Annotated in this window: 17 protein-coding genes; 13 read left to right on the top strand and 4 right to left on the bottom strand. The window is 62.4% G+C overall.

The window, feature by feature from the left end:
* Positions 1–4: 4 nt before the first annotated feature.
* From NHF53_RS19585 to NHF53_RS19525, 13 genes are all read left to right on the top strand, one after another.
* Positions 5–412 (top strand): F0F1 ATP synthase subunit epsilon, encoded by a 408-nt coding sequence (locus NHF53_RS19585; protein ID WP_252835688.1) that lies wholly within the window; start codon positions 5–7, stop codon positions 410–412.
* Between the two features lie 251 nt (positions 413–663).
* Positions 664–801: a hypothetical protein gene (locus tag NHF53_RS19580; protein ID WP_252835687.1), complete on the top strand. Its 138-nt coding sequence runs from the start codon at positions 664–666 to the stop codon at positions 799–801.
* Between the two features lie 68 nt (positions 802–869).
* Positions 870–1,802 (top strand): L-lactate dehydrogenase, encoded by a 933-nt coding sequence (locus NHF53_RS19575; RefSeq protein ID WP_252835686.1) that lies wholly within the window; start codon positions 870–872, stop codon positions 1,800–1,802.
* Between the two features lie 69 nt (positions 1,803–1,871).
* Positions 1,872–2,246 (top strand): helix-turn-helix transcriptional regulator, encoded by a 375-nt coding sequence (locus NHF53_RS19570; RefSeq protein WP_252835685.1) that lies wholly within the window; start codon positions 1,872–1,874, stop codon positions 2,244–2,246.
* A gap of 66 nt (positions 2,247–2,312) precedes the next feature.
* The gene (locus tag NHF53_RS19565; RefSeq protein ID WP_252835684.1) at positions 2,313–3,206 is read left to right on the top strand and encodes a LysR family transcriptional regulator; all 894 of its coding nucleotides are present in this window, start codon (positions 2,313–2,315) and stop codon (positions 3,204–3,206) included.
* Positions 3,207–3,409: 203 nt separating this feature from the next.
* On the top strand, positions 3,410–3,889 hold the full coding sequence (locus NHF53_RS19560; RefSeq protein WP_252835683.1) for a formate dehydrogenase subunit gamma: 480 nt from the start codon (positions 3,410–3,412) through the stop codon (positions 3,887–3,889).
* Complete coding sequence (locus tag NHF53_RS19555) at positions 3,886–5,442, top strand: NADH-quinone oxidoreductase subunit NuoF (protein ID WP_252835682.1); 1,557 nt, start codon at positions 3,886–3,888, stop codon at positions 5,440–5,442. The genes NHF53_RS19560 and NHF53_RS19555 overlap by 4 nt, the downstream gene beginning before the upstream one ends.
* Positions 5,443–5,502: 60 nt before the next feature.
* Complete coding sequence (gene fdhF / locus NHF53_RS19550; RefSeq protein WP_252835681.1) at positions 5,503–8,385, top strand: formate dehydrogenase subunit alpha; 2,883 nt, start codon at positions 5,503–5,505, stop codon at positions 8,383–8,385.
* Entirely contained in the window at positions 8,382–9,215 is an 834-nt protein-coding gene (gene fdhD / locus NHF53_RS19545) for a formate dehydrogenase accessory sulfurtransferase FdhD (protein WP_252835680.1), read from the top strand. Before fdhF ends, fdhD begins: the two co-directional genes overlap by 4 nt.
* A complete protein-coding gene (locus NHF53_RS19540; protein ID WP_252835679.1) occupies positions 9,205–9,438 on the top strand; it encodes a formate dehydrogenase subunit delta in 234 nt (77 codons plus the stop codon). The genes fdhD and NHF53_RS19540 overlap by 11 nt, the downstream gene beginning before the upstream one ends.
* A gap of 97 nt (positions 9,439–9,535) precedes the next feature.
* Positions 9,536–10,924: a sigma-54 dependent transcriptional regulator gene (locus NHF53_RS19535; RefSeq protein WP_252835678.1), complete on the top strand. Its 1,389-nt coding sequence runs from the start codon at positions 9,536–9,538 to the stop codon at positions 10,922–10,924.
* Positions 10,917–12,941 (top strand): HAMP domain-containing sensor histidine kinase, encoded by a 2,025-nt coding sequence (locus tag NHF53_RS19530; RefSeq protein ID WP_252835677.1) that lies wholly within the window; start codon positions 10,917–10,919, stop codon positions 12,939–12,941. The genes NHF53_RS19535 and NHF53_RS19530 overlap by 8 nt, the downstream gene beginning before the upstream one ends.
* A 297-nt stretch (positions 12,942–13,238) precedes the next feature.
* Positions 13,239–14,891 (top strand): OFA family MFS transporter, encoded by a 1,653-nt coding sequence (locus tag NHF53_RS19525; protein WP_252835676.1) that lies wholly within the window; start codon positions 13,239–13,241, stop codon positions 14,889–14,891.
* A gap of 65 nt (positions 14,892–14,956) precedes the next feature.
* On the opposite strand, the gene NHF53_RS19520 is transcribed toward NHF53_RS19525, so the two are convergent.
* The 4 genes from NHF53_RS19520 to rocF all read right to left on the bottom strand — a co-directional run bounded on the left by NHF53_RS19520 (position 14,957) and on the right by rocF (position 18,813).
* Positions 14,957–15,802 carry an asparaginase domain-containing protein gene (locus tag NHF53_RS19520; protein WP_252835675.1) on the bottom strand — a complete coding sequence of 282 codons (846 nt, stop codon included), beginning with the start codon at positions 15,800–15,802 and terminating at the stop codon, positions 14,957–14,959.
* A gap of 153 nt (positions 15,803–15,955) precedes the next feature.
* Positions 15,956–16,435, bottom strand: coding sequence for a chemotaxis protein CheW (locus NHF53_RS19515; RefSeq protein WP_112686511.1), 480 nt, complete (start codon positions 16,433–16,435; stop codon positions 15,956–15,958).
* Between the two features lie 215 nt (positions 16,436–16,650).
* A complete protein-coding gene (gene rocD / locus NHF53_RS19510) occupies positions 16,651–17,859 on the bottom strand; it encodes an ornithine--oxo-acid transaminase (RefSeq protein WP_252835674.1) in 1,209 nt (402 codons plus the stop codon).
* A gap of 18 nt (positions 17,860–17,877) precedes the next feature.
* Positions 17,878–18,813, bottom strand: a complete 936-nt coding sequence (gene rocF / locus NHF53_RS19505) for an arginase (RefSeq protein WP_252835673.1) — start codon at positions 18,811–18,813, stop codon at positions 17,878–17,880.
* Positions 18,814–18,895: the final 82 nt, after the last annotated feature.

The following is an 18,895-nucleotide window of genomic DNA, read 5'->3' as shown; positions in this document are numbered from 1 at the left end:
AGTCATGGCCGACAATTTCAATTTTGAACTCGTTTCGCCCGAGCGTCTGCTGCTTTCCGAAAAGGTGAGCGAAGTTGTCATTCCGGCGACCGAAGGCGAGATGACCGTCATGGCCAATCATGCGCCGACCATGACGACGATCAAGCCTGGTGTCGTTTCGGTAAAGTTTGCCTCCGGGCAGACGAGCCGGTACGTCGTCTTCGGCGGCTTCGCAGATATCCTTCCGACTGGCTGCACGCTTCTTGCGGAGTCCGCCGTCGAGATGAGCGAACTGAACCGCGAGACGCTGGTGAAGCGGATCGAGGCCGCAAAGGCCGAACTTGAGAAGGTCGACAGCGCGGAGCACAAGACCAAGCTCGAGCAGTATCTTGCCGAGCTGACGCATCTCAACGGTGCCATCATTCCGGCCTGATCGAGCCAGGGAATTAGAGACAGGCGGTCGAAAGGCCGCCTTATACATTGCGAGGCCGGTGCATTTGTTATGATGCACCGGCCTCGTTTGTCATTGGGTGATTGCAACACCGCGATGACGATGCGCAAAGCGGTTGGCCCTAGGCGGCCTGAACTTACGTTCGTAAGAAAGCATAACCCTTTGCGCATTTCGAGGCTTTGTCGAACCGTTGAGAGAGCTTCGCGCTCGCGTATAAGGGAGACAGCAGCCTCATGGCCTATACTAACCATTTTATCGGCATCGACATATCGAAATCCTCCTTCGACATCTGTGTGCTTCCCGAGGCGCTCTCGGCAAGCTTCTCTAATGATGCCTGTGGGATCGCCGGCGAACCGCTCGCCGCAGCTTGACGCGTCCGTCGCCATCAGCGAACCTGAATGGCGGTGCGAAGGGCATCGGGCGACCTTGGCAGGTGAGCATGAAGATCGGTATCGTCGGTGCTGGTATGGTCGGAAGCTCGGCCGGCTACGCCTTGGCCATGACGGACAGCGCCAGCGAGATCGTCCTTGTCGACCGGAATGACGCTCTGGCCCGCGCGCAGGCGGAAGATATTTCCCACGCCGTACCGTTCGTGTCAGCTACCACCGTGAGGTCAGGCGACTATGCCGATCTCGTCGACGCCGGCATCGTTATCCTCGCCGCGGGCGTCAGCCAGAAGCCGGGCGAGACACGGCTTGCACTGCTCGAGCGCAATGCCGAGGTCTTTCGGGAGGTTGTTGGAGCCGTCGGAACTGCCGCGCCCGAAGCGATTCTGCTCGTCGCTACCAATCCCGTCGACGTCATGACGGCTGTTGCGACCAAACTCTCGGGGTTGCCGCCCCAGCGGGTAATCGGCTCTGGAACGATCCTGGACACGGCCCGCTTTCGTAGCCTGATCGGTCGCCATCTCGGCATCTCGCCCCAATCGGTACACGCCTATGTGCTCGGCGAGCACGGGGACAGCGAGGTCCTCGCCTGGTCCAATGCGCGCGCGGGATCGATTGCGCTGGAAACCTTCGCCGACCAGGTGGGCAAGCGCCTGGACGCTGCCGTTCGGCAGACCATCGATGACGGTGTCCGCAATGCGGCCTATCGAATCATCAGTGGCAAGGGTGCTACCTATTACGGTATCGGGGCGGGCCTTGCCCGCATTGTGAAAGCGATCACCCGTGACCAACGCGATGTGCTGTCCGTGTCGATCGTCACCGCGATGGTGGAGGATGTGGCCGAAGTTCCGCTCTCCGTGCCACGCGTTGTCGGTGCGGCCGGTGTGCTCGCCGATCTCTTCCCCGAGCTTGACCGGGAGGAACAGGCGGCGCTGCGCAAGAGTGCAATGTTGATCAAACAGGCGACGGTTTCGCTTGGTCTCTAGGGACAGACAGGAACGAGGCGGCTTGGTTTTGCAGGACATATGCACTATGACATTTCGTGAATTACGCATATGCGTGTCTTGACCGAAACTGTGGTGGTACTGGCCTTGCTGGACAATGTGAGCGATAAAAGCCGTCTCGACGATTTCATGTCGAAAGCAGCGGCCGCAAGTGAACTGCTGAAGGCGCTTTCCCACGAATCGCGCCTGCTCATTCTCTGCATCCTTGTGAACGGGGAGCGGACGGTTAGCGAGATCGAGGCGATCCTCGGCATTCAGCAGGCGGTGGTTTCGCAGCATCTCGCGCGCCTGCGGATCGAAGAGCTGGTCAAGACGCGCCGCGAGGGCCGGCAGATCTATTACAGCATCGCCAATCCCAGCCTCAGCGATCTCCTCGCGGTCCTTTACCGGATGTATTGCGAGCCGGAAAGCAATACCCGCGCCTGACGCCATCCCTGTTGCCGCTTCCTGCACCCGGCAGAGCTGTGTTATCTCTGGCGCGAGGGAGTGGCGATGATCGACAAGCTGGAATTCTTTATCGCCCTGGCGCGTGAGCGACACTTCGGGCGGGCTGCCGAGGAGTGCGGGATTTCGCAGCCGACGCTTTCGGCGGCCATTCGTCAGCTCGAGGACCAGCTCGGGGTGGTTTTGGTCCAGCGTGGCTCCCGTTTCCAGGGATTGACGCCGGAGGGGCAGCGTGTGCTCGAATGGGCGCGTCGCATCGTCGGCGACACCCGCACGATGCGCGAGGAGATGCGGGCCGCCCGACACGGATTGGCCGGGCACGTCCGGATAGCGGCCATCCCGACTGCCCTCACCATCGTCCCGAGGATCACGGAACCCTTCCAGGTCAAGCATCCGGACGTGACTTTCTCGGTGATCTCGCGGACATCGCTGCAGGTCCTGAGCCAGCTCGAGAACTTCGAGGTCGACGTCGGCATCACCTATCTCGACAACGAGCCGCTCGGCCGTGTCAGCATGGTGCCGCTTTATGCGGAGCGCTACCACCTCATCACCGCCTCGGACTCGCCACTGGCCGATCGCGAAACTGTGACCTGGCGAGAAGTCGCCGACCTTCGGCTTTGTCTATTGACGGCGGACATGCAGAACCGCCGCATCATCAACCAGCTTATGGCAGAGGCTGGCGTCGTGCCGAAGCCGACGCTCGAATCGAACTCGATGATCGTGCTCTTTTCGCATATCCGCACCGGTCGATGGGCCTCGATTATGCCGAAGAACGTTGCGGAATCCTTCGGCTTTTCCGCCGGTATCCGGATGATCCCTCTTGTCGAGCCGGAGGCGGAACATGTCGTCGGCCTCGTTGCTCAGCACCGCGAGCCGTTTACACCTCTTGTTTCCGCGTTGCTGCACGAAGGCCGCAGGCTCGCGGAGGTCGAGGCGTTTTGATAGGTTTTATCTATCAAGCGACGGAACACCATTATTGACCCTCGTGCTCCAACTCGGCCATCCTTGCTGCTATAATCGGCGGACAGCGAAGGTTTCCGGTCTCGCGCACTGAGCAGCACAGCTACTGAACAGAAGGCCGGCACGCCCAAACGGTTCAACACGATCCGCTGAAGCCATTTCGTGTCGGTTTGGGAGGACTGATCATGAATATACGGTCATCGGTGGATGACGTCTTGTCTCGCACGCGTGCGATCATCGAAGAGCACAGGCTTTCGGACGGGCCATTGCTTCCGATCCTGCATGCGGTGCAGGAAGCGTTCGGCTTTATTCCGGAAGATTCAAAGCCTCTCGTCGCGAGTGCTCTCAATCTTTCGCGCGCAGAGGTGCATGGTGTCGTCTCTTTTTATCACGATTTTCGTTCCGAACCTTCCGGCCGCCATGTACTGAAGCTCTGTCGCGGGGAGGCGTGCCAGTCGATGGGTGCAGACCGGCTTGCGGAGGAGTTGAAAGGCCTGCTCGACGTGGAGTGGGGCGGCACGACGGCGGACGGTGCCGTCACCGTGGAGCCGGTGTTCTGTCTCGGTTTGTGTGCCTGTGCGCCATCGGCCATGCTCGACGGCGAGGTATACGGTCGTCTGGACAACGAAAGCTGCAATGCGCTGATCGCGGAGGTGCGCCGATGACCACCACCATCTTCGTCCCCCGCGATGCTGCCGCGCTCGCAGTCGGTGCCGACAGGGTTGCCGCGGCGATCTCTCGCGAGATCGAGATGCGCGGTATCGACGCCCGTGTCGTCCGCAACGGTTCGCGTGGGCTACTCTGGCTCGAACCCATGGTGGAAGTCAGGACCGAACACGGCCGCATTGCCTACGGTCCGGTCAGTCCGGGCGATGTGCCGGGGTTGTTCGCAGCCGGTTTCCTGGAGGGAGGGGCGCATCCGCTCTGCCACGGGCGGACCAGGGACATCCCGTTCCTGCGCAACCAGACGCGCCTCACCTTTGCCCGTTGCGGTGTCACCGATCCTCTCTCTCTCGATGACTTCCGCGCCTATAGCGGCCTCAAGGGGCTCGAAAAGGCGTTGACGATGTCTCCCGGCGAGATCGTTGCCGCGGTCACCGAGAGTGGCCTGCGCGGCCGTGGCGGCGCGGGGTTCCCGACCGGCATCAAGTGGAAGACCGTGCTCGATGCACCGGGCGCGACGAAGTACATCGTCTGCAATGCCGACGAAGGCGACTCCGGCACGTTCTCGGACCGCATGGTCATGGAAGGCGATCCGTTCATGCTGATCGAAGGCATGATTATCGCCGGAATGGCAACGGGCGCGACGAAGGGTTACGTCTATACCCGGTCCGAATATCCCCACGCCATCGAGACGATGCGGCGGGCGATCACGATCGCGAGGGAAGCGAATCTTCTCGGTCCCTCCATCCTCGGGTCCGGCCGCGCCTTCGACATGGAAGTCCGCGAAGGCGCAGGCGCCTATGTCTGCGGCGAGGAGACATCTCTGCTGAACAGCCTGGAAGGCAAGCGCGGCATCGTCAGGGCAAAGCCGCCGCTACCGGCTCTGCAAGGGCTCTTCGGCTGTCCGACGGTGGTAAACAACGTGATTTCGCTCGCGTCCGTTCCCGTTATTCTCGATCGTGGCCCGGCCTTCTATCGGGACTTCGGCGTCGGCCGTTCCCATGGCACGATTCCGATTCAGCTCGCCGGCAACGTCAAGCACGGCGGCCTCTATGAGACGGCATTCGGCCTTTCACTCGGAGAGATCGTCAACGACATCGGTGGCGGCACCTTGAGCGGTCGACCAGTCAAGGCCGTCCAGGTCGGCGGCCCGCTCGGGGCCTACTTCCCGCCCTCGCTCTTCGATACGATCTTCGACTACGAGGCATTTGCCGCCCGCGACGGTCTCATCGGGCACGCGGGCATCGTCGTTTTCGACGACACCGTCGATATGCTGAAGCAGACACGTTTCGCGATGGAATTCTGCGCGATCGAGAGCTGCGGCAAGTGCACGCCCTGCAGGATTGGCTCTACCCGCGGCGTCGAAACGGTCGACCGGATCGCCGCCGGTGTCGAGCCGGAGCAGAACAAGGCGCTGCTTGCCGATCTCTGCAACACGATGAAGTTCGGCTCGCTCTGCGCGCTCGGTGGCTTCACCCCCTATCCCGTCATGAGCGCTCTGAAGCACTTCCCGGAGGATTTCGCTCCGGCTCCCATAAAGGAGGCTGCGGAATGACAACGACGATCGTCGCTCTTCGCCGGACTTTATCCCTTGCTTTCAACCAGGAGGCTCGCCATGCCCCTCGTTCCTGAAATCGATTACGGTACTCCGGCGTCCAGATCGGAGAACACCGTCACGCTGACCGTCGACGGGAAGCGCATCACCGTTCCTGCCGGCACCTCGATCATGCGCGCCTCTATGGAGGCTGGCATCCAGGTTCCGAAACTCTGCGCGACCGACATGGTCGATGCCTTTGGTTCGTGCCGTCTCTGTCTCGTGGAGATCGACGGACGGGCCGGCACGCCGGCCTCCTGCACCACGCCGGCGGCCGAGGGCATGGTGGTCCACACCCAGACCGACCGGCTGAAGCAGATCCGCAAGGGCGTAATGGAGCTCTACATCTCCGACCATCCGCTCGACTGCCTCACCTGCGCGGCGAACGGTGACTGCGAGTTGCAGGATATGGCAGGCGCCGTCGGCCTGCGCGATGTCCGGTATGGCTACGACGGCGACAATCACGTGAAGGCGAGGTCCGGAACCGGCGCGGCGAATGCGCGCTGGATGCCGAAAGACGAGAGCAATCCCTACTTCACCTACGATCCGTCGAAGTGCATCGTCTGCTCGCGCTGTGTGCGGGCCTGCGAAGAAGTGCAGGGTACCTTCGCGCTGACGATCGAGGGCCGGGGCTTCGAGTCTCGCGTTTCCCCAGGGATGCACGAGAACTTCCTGGCGTCGGAATGCGTGTCTTGCGGCGCCTGCGTGCAGGCATGTCCGACGGCGACGCTCACCGAGAAGTCCGTCATCGAGATCGGGCAGCCGGAGCATTCCGTCGTCACCACCTGCGCCTATTGTGGTGTCGGCTGTTCCTTCAAGGCGGAGATGCGTGGCGAAGAGCTCGTCCGCATGGTGCCGTGGAAGGACGGCAAGGCGAACCGTGGCCATTCCTGCGTCAAGGGGCGTTTCGCCTGGGGATATGCGACGCATAGGGATCGCATTCTGAACCCTATGATCCGTGAAAAGATCACAGATCCCTGGCGCGAAGTGACCTGGGAGGAAGCGCTTGCGCACGTCGCCTCCGAGTTTCGCCGGATCCAGTACCAATACGGGCGCGACTCGATCGGCGGCATCACCTCGTCCCGCTGCACGAATGAGGAAACCTTCCTCGTGCAGAAGCTGGTGCGTGCCGGGTTCGGCAACAACAATGTCGACACCTGCGCGCGCGTCTGCCATTCGCCGACGGGATACGGTCTCGGCCAGGCATTCGGTACTTCCGCCGGCACGCAGGATTTCGATTCGGTCGAACACTCCGATGTCGTGCTGGTCATCGGTGCCAACCCGACCGACGGCCATCCGGTCTTCGGCTCACGCCTGAAGAAGAGATTGCGTCAGGGCGCCAAACTGATCGTCATCGATCCGCGCCGGATCGATCTGGTGCGCACGCCTCATGTCGAGGCGGCCTATCACCTGCCGCTGAAGCCGGGCACCAACGTTGCCGTTCTGACGGCGCTTGCTCACGTGATCGTAACCGAAGGCCTGTTCGCAGAAGCCTTCATTCGTGAACGCTGTGACTGGTCGGAATTCGAGGACTGGGCGGCGTTCGTCGCTGAGCCGCAGCATTCGCCGGAGGAGACGGAGAAGTTCACCGGGGTGCCGGCAGAGCTTGTCCGCGGCGCGGCCCGCCTTTATGCGACGGGTGGCAATGGCGCGATCTACTACGGTCTCGGCGTCACCGAACACAGCCAGGGCTCCACGACGGTCATGGCGATCGCCAACCTCGCCATGGCAACCGGCAATATCGGACGGCCGGGCGTCGGGGTGAATCCGTTGCGTGGCCAGAACAATGTGCAGGGCTCCTGCGACATGGGTTCTTTCCCGCACGAACTTCCGGGCTATCGACATATCTCTGACGACGCGACGCGCGAGACCTTCGAGAAGATGTGGGGCGTGACGCTTAACAACGAACCGGGCCTGCGCATCCCGAACATGCTGGATGCGGCTGTCGAAGGCTCCTTCAAGGGCCTCTACATCCAGGGTGAGGACATCCTGCAGTCCGATCCCGACACCAAGCACGTGTCCGCCGGCCTCGCGGCGATGGAATGCGTGGTGGTGCACGATCTCTTCCTCAACGAGACGGCCAATTACGCCCACGTCTTCCTTCCGGGCTCGACCTTCCTCGAAAAGGAGGGCACCTTCACCAATGCCGAGCGCCGCATCAATCGCGTCCGCAAGGTGATGAGCCCGAAGAACGGTTACGCCGACTGGGAAGTGACGCAGAAGCTCGCACAGGCCATGGGGCTCGCCTGGAATTACGGCCACCCGTCCGAGATCATGGGCGAAATCGCTGCCACGACACCGAGCTTTGCCGGTGTCACCTACGACTACCTGGAAAAGATGGGCTCGGTGCAGTGGCCCTGCAACGAGAAGTTCCCGGAAGGCTCGCCGATCATGCACGTCAACGGCTTCGTGCGCGGCAAGGGCAAGTTCATCCGCACGGAATATGTCGCGACCGACGAACGCACCGGCCCGCGCTTCCCACTGCTTCTGACCACCGGCCGCATCCTGTCGCAGTACAATGTCGGCGCGCAGACGCGCCGCACCGAGAATGTGGTCTGGCACGAAGAGGACCGACTGGAGATCCATCCGCACGATGCCGAACAGCGGGGTATCAAGGATGGCGACTGGGTCAAGCTTGCCAGCCGTTCGGGCGACACGACGCTGCGGGCGCTGATCACCGATCGCGTCGCGCCCGGTGTGGTCTATACGACCTTCCACCATCCGGAAACGCAGGCGAATGTGATCACCACCGACTATTCGGACTGGGCGACCAACTGTCCGGAATACAAGGTGACGGCGGTCCAGGTTTCGCCTTCCAATGGTCCATCGGACTGGCAGCGAGACTACGAGGACCTCTCGCGGAAGTCTCGTCGTATCGCCGGAAAGCTGGAGGCGGCCGAATGACGCCAGCGCGCCTCGCCGCGAAACCTGTGCCGGAGCTCGTGCTTCGGGCGGGTGCCGTGCGGAGCGGCGAGCGCATGGTCCCCGAGGAGGTTCCGATTGCTTTCAGCTATGGCGGCACCACCCATGCCGTCATGATGGCGACGCCAGCGGACCTCGAGGATTTTGCCGTCGGGTTCAGCCTCACCGAAGGCGTCATCGCCGACCCGGCGGAGATCGTCGGCATCGAGGTCGTGGACGAGGGGCGTGGCATCGACGTGCAGGTGACGCTCGCCGATCCGGTCGCCGACGCTCTTCGTGCGCGCCGACGCCACATGGCGGGACCCGTCGGCTGCGGTCTCTGTGGGATCGAGTCGATCGATCAGGCGCTGAGGCCAGTGCGGTCCGTGAGGGGCGGCGGTCTGCGCTTGCGCTCGCGGGAGGTCGCAGAGGCTGTACGAACACTGGGAGACGCGCAGAGCATCAACCGCGTGACGCATGCCGTGCACGGCGCCGGTTTCTACGTTCCGGGAAAGGGGCTGGTGGCGATCCGCGAAGACGTCGGACGCCATAATGCGCTCGACAAGCTCTGCGGAGCCGTCGTGAAAACCGGCTATCGAGGTGAGGATGGGGTGGTCGCCGTCACCAGCCGACTCTCCGTCGAAATGGTTCAAAAGGCAGCAAGCCTCGGCAGTTCGTTTCTGCTCGCCGTCTCAGCGCCGACGCTCCTCGCCATCGAAACGGCCGAGAAGGCCGGCATGACCCTCGTCGCGGTCGTCCGTGGCGAGGATTTCGAGATATTCACCCACGCTGACCGCATATTGTCTCCAGGAGCCGTTGCCGATGTCGCATGAGCACACCGCCGAAAAGCTGGTCCGGATGGCGAACCAGATCGCGTCCTTCTTTGCATCCCAGCCCGAGGCAACGCGGGTCGATGGTGTTGCCACGCACATCAACAGGTTCTGGGAGCCCCGCATGCGTCGGCAGCTGTTCGAGATCCTCGACGCAGGCGGGGACGGCCTCGACCCGCTGGTCCTCGACGCCGCCAAACTGATCAATCGGCCCGAGCCGGCGTAGCATTGCCGTTCATCCGCAACCGTATCCCGTGGCTTTTGTGACTTCGCCTTCTCTGCTATTCATGACGGCAATCTGATCGACGGGATGGGAGAGGCGCGTGCGGGCAGAGACGGTACGGAAAGCGGCCGCGGCCGAACGCACGCCCGAATTCGGGCCGTGGCTTGCGCAGGCGTGCATTCTCGTCGTCGACGACGAGCCCGGGATGCGTAATTTCCTCGTCCGTACCCTCGGGCCGCGCTGCAAGCGGATCGAGGAGGCAGCCGATACCGATGAAGCCAATCGCAAGCTCGATCGATACCATTTCGACGTGGTCATTCTCGACAACATCATGCCGGGCAAGAACGGCGTGGACTGGCTGGTCGAGCAAAGGGCCATAGGCTTCTATGCCGATGCCATCCTGATGACCGCCTATGCGGACCTCGAGACGGCGATCCAGGCGCTACGTGCCGGTGCGGTCGACTTTGTGTTGAAGCCCTTCCGCTCCAACCAGATCCTCAACGCCGTCGCCCGTTGTCTCGATCGCATGCGGCTGCAGCGCGAGAATTTCGTTCTGCGCTACGAGCTGCGTGCGACCTCCGAGCACATCCTCCTGCGGGACAAGCTGATCGGCGAGTCGCCAGCGATCCGCGGGGTTCGCGAGACGATTGCAAAGGTGGCGCCCCTGCCGACGACCGTGCTGCTGAGTGGTGAATCGGGCACGGGCAAGGAGGTCGCTGCCCGTTCGATCCATGCGCTGTCGGATCGCGCCTCGAAACCGTTCGTGCCGGTCAACTGTGCGGCGATTCCGCCGGACATGATCGAGTCCGAGCTTTTCGGCCATCTCAAGGGAGCCTTCACGGGTGCGGAGACGAGCCGCGAGGGCCTGTTCATGCATGCTCAGGGCGGGACGCTCTTTCTGGATGAGATCGGCGAGATGCCGCTCGCGACCCAAAGCAAGCTGTTGCGGGCGATCGAAGACAGGCGCATACGTCCGGTTGGAGCCGAGCGTGAGGTTCCGGTCGATCTCCGCCTCATATTCGCGACCAATGCGGACCTAGAAGCGCAGGTCAAACAGGGTAACTTCCGCGCGGATTTGTTCTACCGGATCAATGTGATGCAGCTCTTTCTCCCGCCTCTCAGAGAGAGAGACGGTGATGTGCTCGAACTCGCTCGGCTGTTCATGGACAAGTTGTCGCTGCAGCTAGGCATGCCGCCGGTGACCATCGATGCCGACGTGACGGCCGCGCTCCTGCACTATCGCTGGCCCGGAAATGTTCGCGAGTTACGGAATCTCATCGAGCGGTCGCTGATCCTCGGTGCCTTCCCCGAGGACTTCCGAGGTCATCGTTCCCCGGCGGCTTTCGCCGCTTTGACACTCGAGGATGTCGAACGGCGACACATCCTTGCCGTTCTTCATGAGGTTGGCGGCAATCGCGACGAGGCAGCGCGGCGGCTGGGAATCTCGCGCAAGACGATCGATCGCAAATGCGCGGCCTGGAATGTCTGAGCCCGCGACACCTGTCACGCCCGGCGTGGGCGGCTCCTCGATCCGCTTTCGCCTGCTTGCAATCGCGCTGTTGCCGACACTTGTCATACTGCCCGTGCTGCTTGCCGTCACCATGGCGCGATGGGAAGCCAAGTTCGATGCGCTCCTGACCTCCAAGGTGAACGGCGATCTCACGATCGCGCACCAGTATCTGTCCCGGATTCTCGAAAACACCGGCGAGCACCTGAAGGCACTCACGGACTCGGCCGGTTTCCGCGACATCGTCGCCCGTGACGGGGCTGCCGCACTGCCGGCATTTCTCGAAGAAAACCGAAAGCGGCTCGGGCTGGATTTCCTGATGGTCGCAGGTGACGAAGGGCCATTCGCCGCCTCTCCACCGCTGGGAACCGTCGCGCCGATCCGCAGCGACTGGCCGGTCGTGCAGGCGGCGCTCTCTGGTCGTGCCAGCACGGCGATCGACATCTTCACCAACGAAGAACTGGCGGCGATCTCCTCCAACCTGGCGTCCCAAGCGCGGTTGGAGCTTGTGCCGACGCCGAACGCGCTTCCGACCGACCGGTCCTCCGAAAGTCGGGGCATGGTCGTCCATTCCGCGAGCCCCGCTTTCGTGCCGGGCCAGGGAACCGTCGCGCTGGTCGGCGGAATCCTGCTCAACCAGAACCTCGTGTTCATCGACACGATCAACGATCTGGTCTACCGCGAAGCCAGCCTTCCGACTGGCAGCCGCGGAACGGCGACGCTGTTTCTCGACGACGTTCGCATCAGTACGAATGTCCGGCTCTTCGAGGACAAACGGGCGCTCGGCACACGGGTATCTAAGGCGGTCCGCGAGGCGGTGCTCGACCAAGGTCGTGTCTGGCTCGACAGCGCCTTTGTCGTCAACGATTGGTATGTTTCCGCCTACGAGCCGATCAGCGACAGCTACGGCAAGCGGGTCGGCATGCTCTATGTCGGCTTCCTGGAAGCGCCGTTTGCACGCGCCAAAACGGAGACTCTGATCGGTATCGGTCTTGCATTCCTTGCCGTGACCGGCGCCAGTGTTCCGATCTTTCTGCGCTGGGCACGAGGAATCTTCAAGCCGCTCGAGCGCATGACGGCCACCATCGGCAGGGTGGAGGAGGGGGATCTCGGTGCACGTACCGGCCTTGCACGTGCCGACGACGAGATCGGCCGCGTCGCACACCATCTCGATACGCTGCTAGATCAGGTCCAGCAACGTGATCGCGAACTCCGGGCCTGGAACGATGAACTCAATGCCCGGGTGGCGGCCAGGACGCATGAACTCGAAATCGCCAACAGGCAGCTCGAGGCGACCACGAAGCAACTGATCATGTCCGAGAAGCTTGCTGCCATCGGTGAAATCACGGCCGGGGTCGCCCACGAGATCAACAATCCCATAGCGGTCATGCAGGGCAATCTCGATGTGGTTCGCAGCGTTCTTGCTGCCGAGAGCGAGGGCGTCGCGACCGAGTTTCGTCTCATCGATGAACAGATTCACCGGATCAGCCAGATCGTGACGAAACTCCTGCAGTTCGCGAAGCCCGAGGAATATGCCGGCTATGTCGAGCGGCACGCGGTGGCCGATGTGGTTTCTGATTGTCTGCCGCTCGTGCAGCACCTGCTGAACAAGGGTGCTATCGGGGTCTCGCGGGAGGATGCGGCCACGCGCCGGATACTGATGAACCGCACGGAGCTGCAGCAAGTGCTGGTGAACCTCATCGTCAACGCCATCCACGCGATGCCGGACGGCGGGACGCTGACGCTGAAGAGTCGAGACGAGAATCGCGAGGGACGGCGGGGTGTTGCCATTGAGGTGACGGATACCGGCGTCGGGATGACACCCGAGGTACTGCACCGCATCTTCGATCCTTTCTTTACTACCAAACGGCAGGGCGGAACCGGTCTTGGCCTGTCGATCAGTCAAACGCTGGTTACGCGACAGGGCGGCAGCCTGACCGCCGAGAGCCATCCGGGAGCAGGAACCACCTTTACGATCTGGCTTCCAGAAGCGGATTGAAGACATTCTGCCCGGACAAAATGTCGCACACAACCCGGACAAAATGTCCAAATTTCCGAGTAGGCGCGGCCTAACACATTGAAAAACGTCAAGTCGTCTCCTGGCACACGGGTTGCAACGTAACCTTTGCTTCCGGCGCGCTGTCTGACATCGAGCCACCGGACGCGGGAGAGCGACTCGCTTGCGCGACATCGCTGGGGAGGCAGTACGTGCATCGGTTCCATGGATCGGAACTGATGTCTGTCTGCAAGCAGATGGATCCGCCGGCTTCGACCGGGGGAAGGGAGGAGAATAGAAATGTCTGTTAGTACGGAAACACTAACCGGCGGTTATGGCGCGGGTCTGCTCGACCGCGAGCGCATCATCGCGAAGCCGGGCTTCAATCGCTGGCTGGTGCCGCCAGCGGCACTTGCCATTCATCTCTGCATCGGCATGGCCTACGGCTTCTCGGTGTTTTGGCTGCCGCTCACAAAGTCGATCGGGATTACGGCGCCTGTCGCCTGTCCGGATATGACCCTGGCCTCGGCGCTCTTCACGACCAGCTGCGACTGGCGCGTCAGCGATCTCGGCTGGATGTATACCCTGTTTTTCGTGCTTCTCGGCAGCTCGGCGGCCATATGGGGTGGCTGGCTTGAGCGTGCTGGCCCGCGCAAGGCGGGCTTCGTAGCGGCCTGCTGCTGGTGCGGCGGGATTGTCCTCGCTGCGATCGGTGTCATCTTCCACCAGCTCTGGCTGATGTGGATTGGTGCGGGCGTCATCGGAGGTATCGGCCTCGGGCTCGGTTACATCTCGCCGGTCTCGACACTGATCAAGTGGTTCCCGGACCGCCGCGGCATGGCTACCGGCATGGCAATCATGGGCTTCGGCGGCGGTGCGATGATCGGAGCACCATTGGCCAACATGCTGATGAACACCTTCAAGAGCGATACCTCGGTCGGCGTGTGGCAAACCTTCATCGTCATCGCCGCGATCTATTTCGTCTTCATGATGGGCGGTGCTTTCGGCTATCGCATTCCGCCCGCCGGTTGGCGCCCTGAAGGCTGGCAGCCGAAAGTTACCGGCAATGCGATGATTACGCACGGCCATGTCCATCTGCGTGACGCGCACAAGACGCCGCAATTCTGGCTGATCTGGGCCGTACTGACGCTCAACGTTTCCGCCGGTATCGGGGTGATCGGCATGGCCTCGCCGATGCTGCAGGAAATCTTCGCCGGTTCGCTGATCGGTGTTCCGGAACTGAAGTTTGCCGATCTCAGCAAGGAACAACTGGCTGCCGTCGCCGCGATCGCTGCCGGATTCACCGGACTGCTGTCGTTGTTCAACATTGGCGGACGGTTCTTCTGGGCATCACTCTCTGACAAGATCGGGCGCAAGAACACCTATTACGTCTTCTTCCTGCTCGGCATCCTGCTCTATGCCTCGGCACCATGGGCGGCCGGCATCGGCAGCAAAGTGTACTTCGTGGCGGCCTTCTGCGTCATTCTCTCCATGTATGGCGGCGGCTTCTCAACCATCCCCGCCTATCTTGCAGACATTTTCGGAACGCAGTTCGTGGGCGCAATCCATGGCCGCCTCCTGACAGCATGGGCCACGGCAGGCATCATCGGGCCGGTCGTCGTCAACTACATCCGGGAGGCACAGATCGCTGCCGGTATTCCCCGCGCACAGGTGTACGATTTCACCATGTACATCCTGGCCGGCATGCTGGCATTGGGGCTCATTGCCAATGCGCTGGTCAGGCCGCTCTCCGACAAGTGGTTCATGTCGGACGACGAAGTCGCGGCCCTGCAGGCCAAAACCCAGGCAAGCAATGCCGGCCCGACTGGCTCCTTCGGGATCGGCAAGGGTGGGTTCGACGGAAAGGCGCTGGCCGCCTGGGCCGTCATCGGTCTCCCGATCCTCTGGGGTGTCTGGATCACGCTGCAGAAGACCTTCGTGCTCTTCAGCTGAGCCTGGCTAAAAGAGAGATTTTCGTGGGGAGGCGGGCTGAAAAGTCCGCCTCTCTTGCATTCGCCTCAGTTGAGCCAAAGGCGGATGAGTGCCGCTTCCGGCGTTTCCAGTCCGCCGTTCTCGACGCCGGTTGCCCAAAGGCCGGCACCCGCGGCGTAGGTTCCGGGCGTCAAGCCGCCCGCCTCGCATTGGCTCACCGCACGGATTCGCTTGCCCGCGGCGACGGCCTCGGCAAGAACATTCAGGATCGCTTGGTCCGATGGCGCCGTGCCGGCACCGAAGACCCGCAGGACAGCGCCGTCCAGCGTGGCGAGGCTGGCTTCCAGCGCCTCAGCCGGCAGGCCCGGCGAAAGCGTCAGGATGGCGAGGCGACGGGCGGAGAAGCTGCGCCTTGACGGCGTCGGTTGCTTCAGTTGCGGCTGCGAGCGAAAGGAGAGGGCCGCGTGACTGTGGTGCTTCACAAGGCCGTCCGCCGGCAGCAGCGAGCCCGCAAAAGCCAAATGTACACCTTCGCCTGTCTTCATGGCCGCCTCGATCGCCAAGGCAAGATTGCCTTCGGCATCACCACCCATGTCGAGCGGCGTCATGGAACCGCAAAGAATGACCCTGCGGCCTTCTCCGGCAAGCGCCTGCGAAAGGGCGGCGCCGGTGAAGGCCATGGTGTCGGTGCCATGGGTCACGATGGCCGGTACGTCGGGATAGGCGCGGATGGCCGACAGGATCGCATTCCATCCATCCGGCCCCATATCGGCGCTGTCGATCAGCGGGTCGAAGACGTGGGTGTGGAGCGCGATCCCCGCCGGCAGCCGCTCCGCGAGTGCCTTTTCGACGAGGCCTTTGACCGGAGCGAGGCCGTCGGGCCCGGGCGCCATGCCGATCGTGCCGCCGGTGTGGATGAGAAGCAGTTGCATGACGTTGAAACCTCAGACGATTCTGTCTGCCCTGTCGTACGTCAGGCCCTGTCCGCGATCAACTCACCGGACGAAGGACGGGGCGCGCACGCAATAAAACCCGGCGCTACCGATAGCGCCGGGCTCCATAGATCAAGATATCGCGGGCTGCGATCAGGCGGCGAGGTCGTCGGCTTCCGTGCCCTTGAACATCTTCGACAGGTTCAGGAAGCAGATCATGCCGTTCTCGGTGGCGATGATACCTTCCGAGAAGGACTTGTCGAACGAAGCCGAAATTTCCGGTACAGGCTGAACCTGGGAGCTCGGAATCGTCAGAATGTCGGAGACGCGGTCGACGAGCATGCCGATCACCATGTTGTGAACTTCGGCGACGACGATCGCACTGCGCTCATTGGCGACCGTGCTCTTCATGCCGAGCTTGTAGGCAAGATCGATGATCGGGATCACCGAGCCGCGCAGATTCATGACGCCGATCACGTCGGCCGGCGCATGCGGAATGGGGGTCGAAGGCGCCCAGCCGCGGATTTCGCGAATGGTCGTTGTCTTCACGCAGAATTCCTGATCGTGAAGACGGAAGGCGATGATCTCGAGGGTATCGCCGCCGAAGGTCGTGGAGTTTATCGTCGTTGCCATCAGTGTGTTCCCAGTCCTTTTGTCGTTCGCAGAGCGCCGGCGCCGAAACGTCCTTGCTCATGCCGTGAAAACGCGTACCGGCGATGCGACGGACCGGGCTGCGGCAGTTACATCTCGTCTCGCTCTTTGCACCGTAGCGGAAGAGTGTTGCTCAAATCTAAACCCGAGACGGCACAGGAGAGCTGCAGCCCGCACCGGCCAAAGGCCCGCCGTCTTCACGCGCCTTTCGACAGTACGGCGTCGATGTTCTCGATTGCCCAATCCACCTGGTCCCTGGTGATCACCAGCGGTGGCGCGAGGCGAATGGTATTGACGTGGGTGTCCTTGGCGAGAATGCCGTGGTCCTTCATGGCGTAGCAGTACTTGCGGGCACCGCCTGCCTCGGGCAGGAGCTCGACCGCCATCATCAGGCCGCGCCCGCGGACTTCCCGGATCATGTTGGAACGGATCGACCGAAGCCCCTCCATGAAGTAGGCTCCCATCCTTTCGGCGTTTTCGATCATGCCTTCTTCGACCAGTACCTTCAGCGCCTCTCGAGCGATCGCGCAGGCGAGTGGGTTGCCGCCGAAAGTCGAGCCGTGCTGGCCAGGCTGAAGGACTCCGAGCACTTCTGAGTTCGAAAGCACCGCGGAGACAGGATAGAAGCCGCCGGAGAGGGCCTTGCCGATCAAGGTCACGTCCGCCTCGATCCCTTCGTGCTCTTCCGCCAGCAACTTTCCGGTTCGACCGAGCCCGGTCTGTATCTCGTCGAGGATCAGTGTGACGTTGTGCTCTGTGCAGAGATCACGCACGCGGCGGAAATAGCCGGCCGGAGGAATGATGACGCCGGCCTCGCCCTGGATCGGCTCGATGAGGGCAGCGACGGTGTTCGGGCTTATGGCGGCCTCGAATGCGGCGGCATCACCGAAAGGTACGATGGTGAAGCCCGGCGTGTAAGGACCGAAGCCTTCGCGGGCGTCCGGATCGGTCGAGAAGCTGATGATGCTCAGCGTGCGGCCGTGGAAATTCTCCGAACAGACGATGATCTCGGCCTTGTTCTTCTCGACGCCTTTCACCTCGTAGCCCCATTTGCGTACCGCCTTGATCGCCGTTTCGACGGCTTCGGCGCCCGAGTTCATCGGCAGGATCTTGTGGGAGCCGGTCAGCGCTGCAAGCTCTTCGTAGAAGAGAGCGAGCTGGTCGTTGCGGAAGGCGCGCGAGGTCAGCGTAAGCTTGGAGGCCTGTTCGGTCATCGCGGCCAGGATGCGCGGGTGGCAGTGCCCCTGGTTGACGGCGGAATACGCCGACAGGCAATCGAGATAGCGGTTTCCCTCGCTGTCCCAGACATGCACGCCCTGGCCTCGCGTCAGTACGACGTCGAGCGGCTTGTAGTTATGGGCGCCGAGACGGTGTTCGGTGGCAATCAGTTCGGCTGTCCGGGACATGGTGGCGTTCCTTGTGACTCAGGCGGAGCGGGTGGGGCGGTCGAGGACGCGGCGGCCGAAAAGGCTCGCCGCGAGATCGACGAGGACGCGGGCACTTTTGCCGCGATCGTCCAGAAAGGGGTTCAGTTCGACGAGGTCGAGCGAGGAGACGAGCCCGCTATCGTGCAGCATCTCCATGATGAGATGGGCCTCCCTGAAGGTTGCTCCGCCCGGTACCGTGGTGCCGACACCGGGAGCGACGTCCGGATCGAGGAAATCGACATCGAGGCTCACATGCAGGAGGCCGTTGTTGCGCCCGACCTCGGCGAGAATCCTGCGCATGATTGCGCCGACACCGTCCTCGTCCACGGCCCGCATGTCGAACACATTGACCTTGTTTGTGGCGATCGCGACGCGCTCCTCCTCGTCAACAGAGCGGATGCCGACCTGATAGACCTGCTTCGGGTCGACGAACGGCCGGTCGGCTGGAAGGATAGGGGCGAACTCGGCCTGACCGCAGAAGAAGGCGACCGGCATGCCATGCATGTTGCCGGATGGAGAGGTCTCCGGCGTGTTGAAGTCGGCGTGCGCATCGAGCCAAAGAACGAAGAGCGGCCGGCCGACCTGTGCGGCGTAGCGGGCCATGCCGGAAACGCTGCCCATCGACAGGCTATGATCGCCGCCGAGCGCTACCGGCAAGCTACCGGCGCAGGCAGCATCGAAAGTGGTCTTTTCCAACAGACGAGTGAAGGCGCCGACAATCGGAAGATTCTTCGCCTTCGGGCTCGTCCGAAGGTCGGCTGCCGGTCCCGGGCGCAGGTCACCCGCATCGCTGACGCGGTATCCGAGTTCCTGCAGCATCTGACCAATGCCGGCAATCCTGAGGGCTGCCGGTCCCATCGCGCAGCCACCGCGGCCGGAACCTTCCTCGATCGGCACCCCGATCAGTGTCACCGCCTTCTGCTGTTCCTGCATCCGCTACTCCCTGTCTTCTGGCGAGGATTATCCCTGCGCACCGCGTCGGCAAAAAGATGGAAAAATGTCGAAAAGGAAGCTA

Source organism: Ciceribacter sp. RN22 (genome assembly GCF_024054295.1).
In the GTDB taxonomy this organism is placed as follows: Bacteria; Pseudomonadota; Alphaproteobacteria; order Rhizobiales; family Rhizobiaceae; genus Allorhizobium; species Allorhizobium lividum.
Note: the sequence above shows the minus strand (reverse complement) of the source record. Positions and strands in the feature narration are given on the sequence as shown.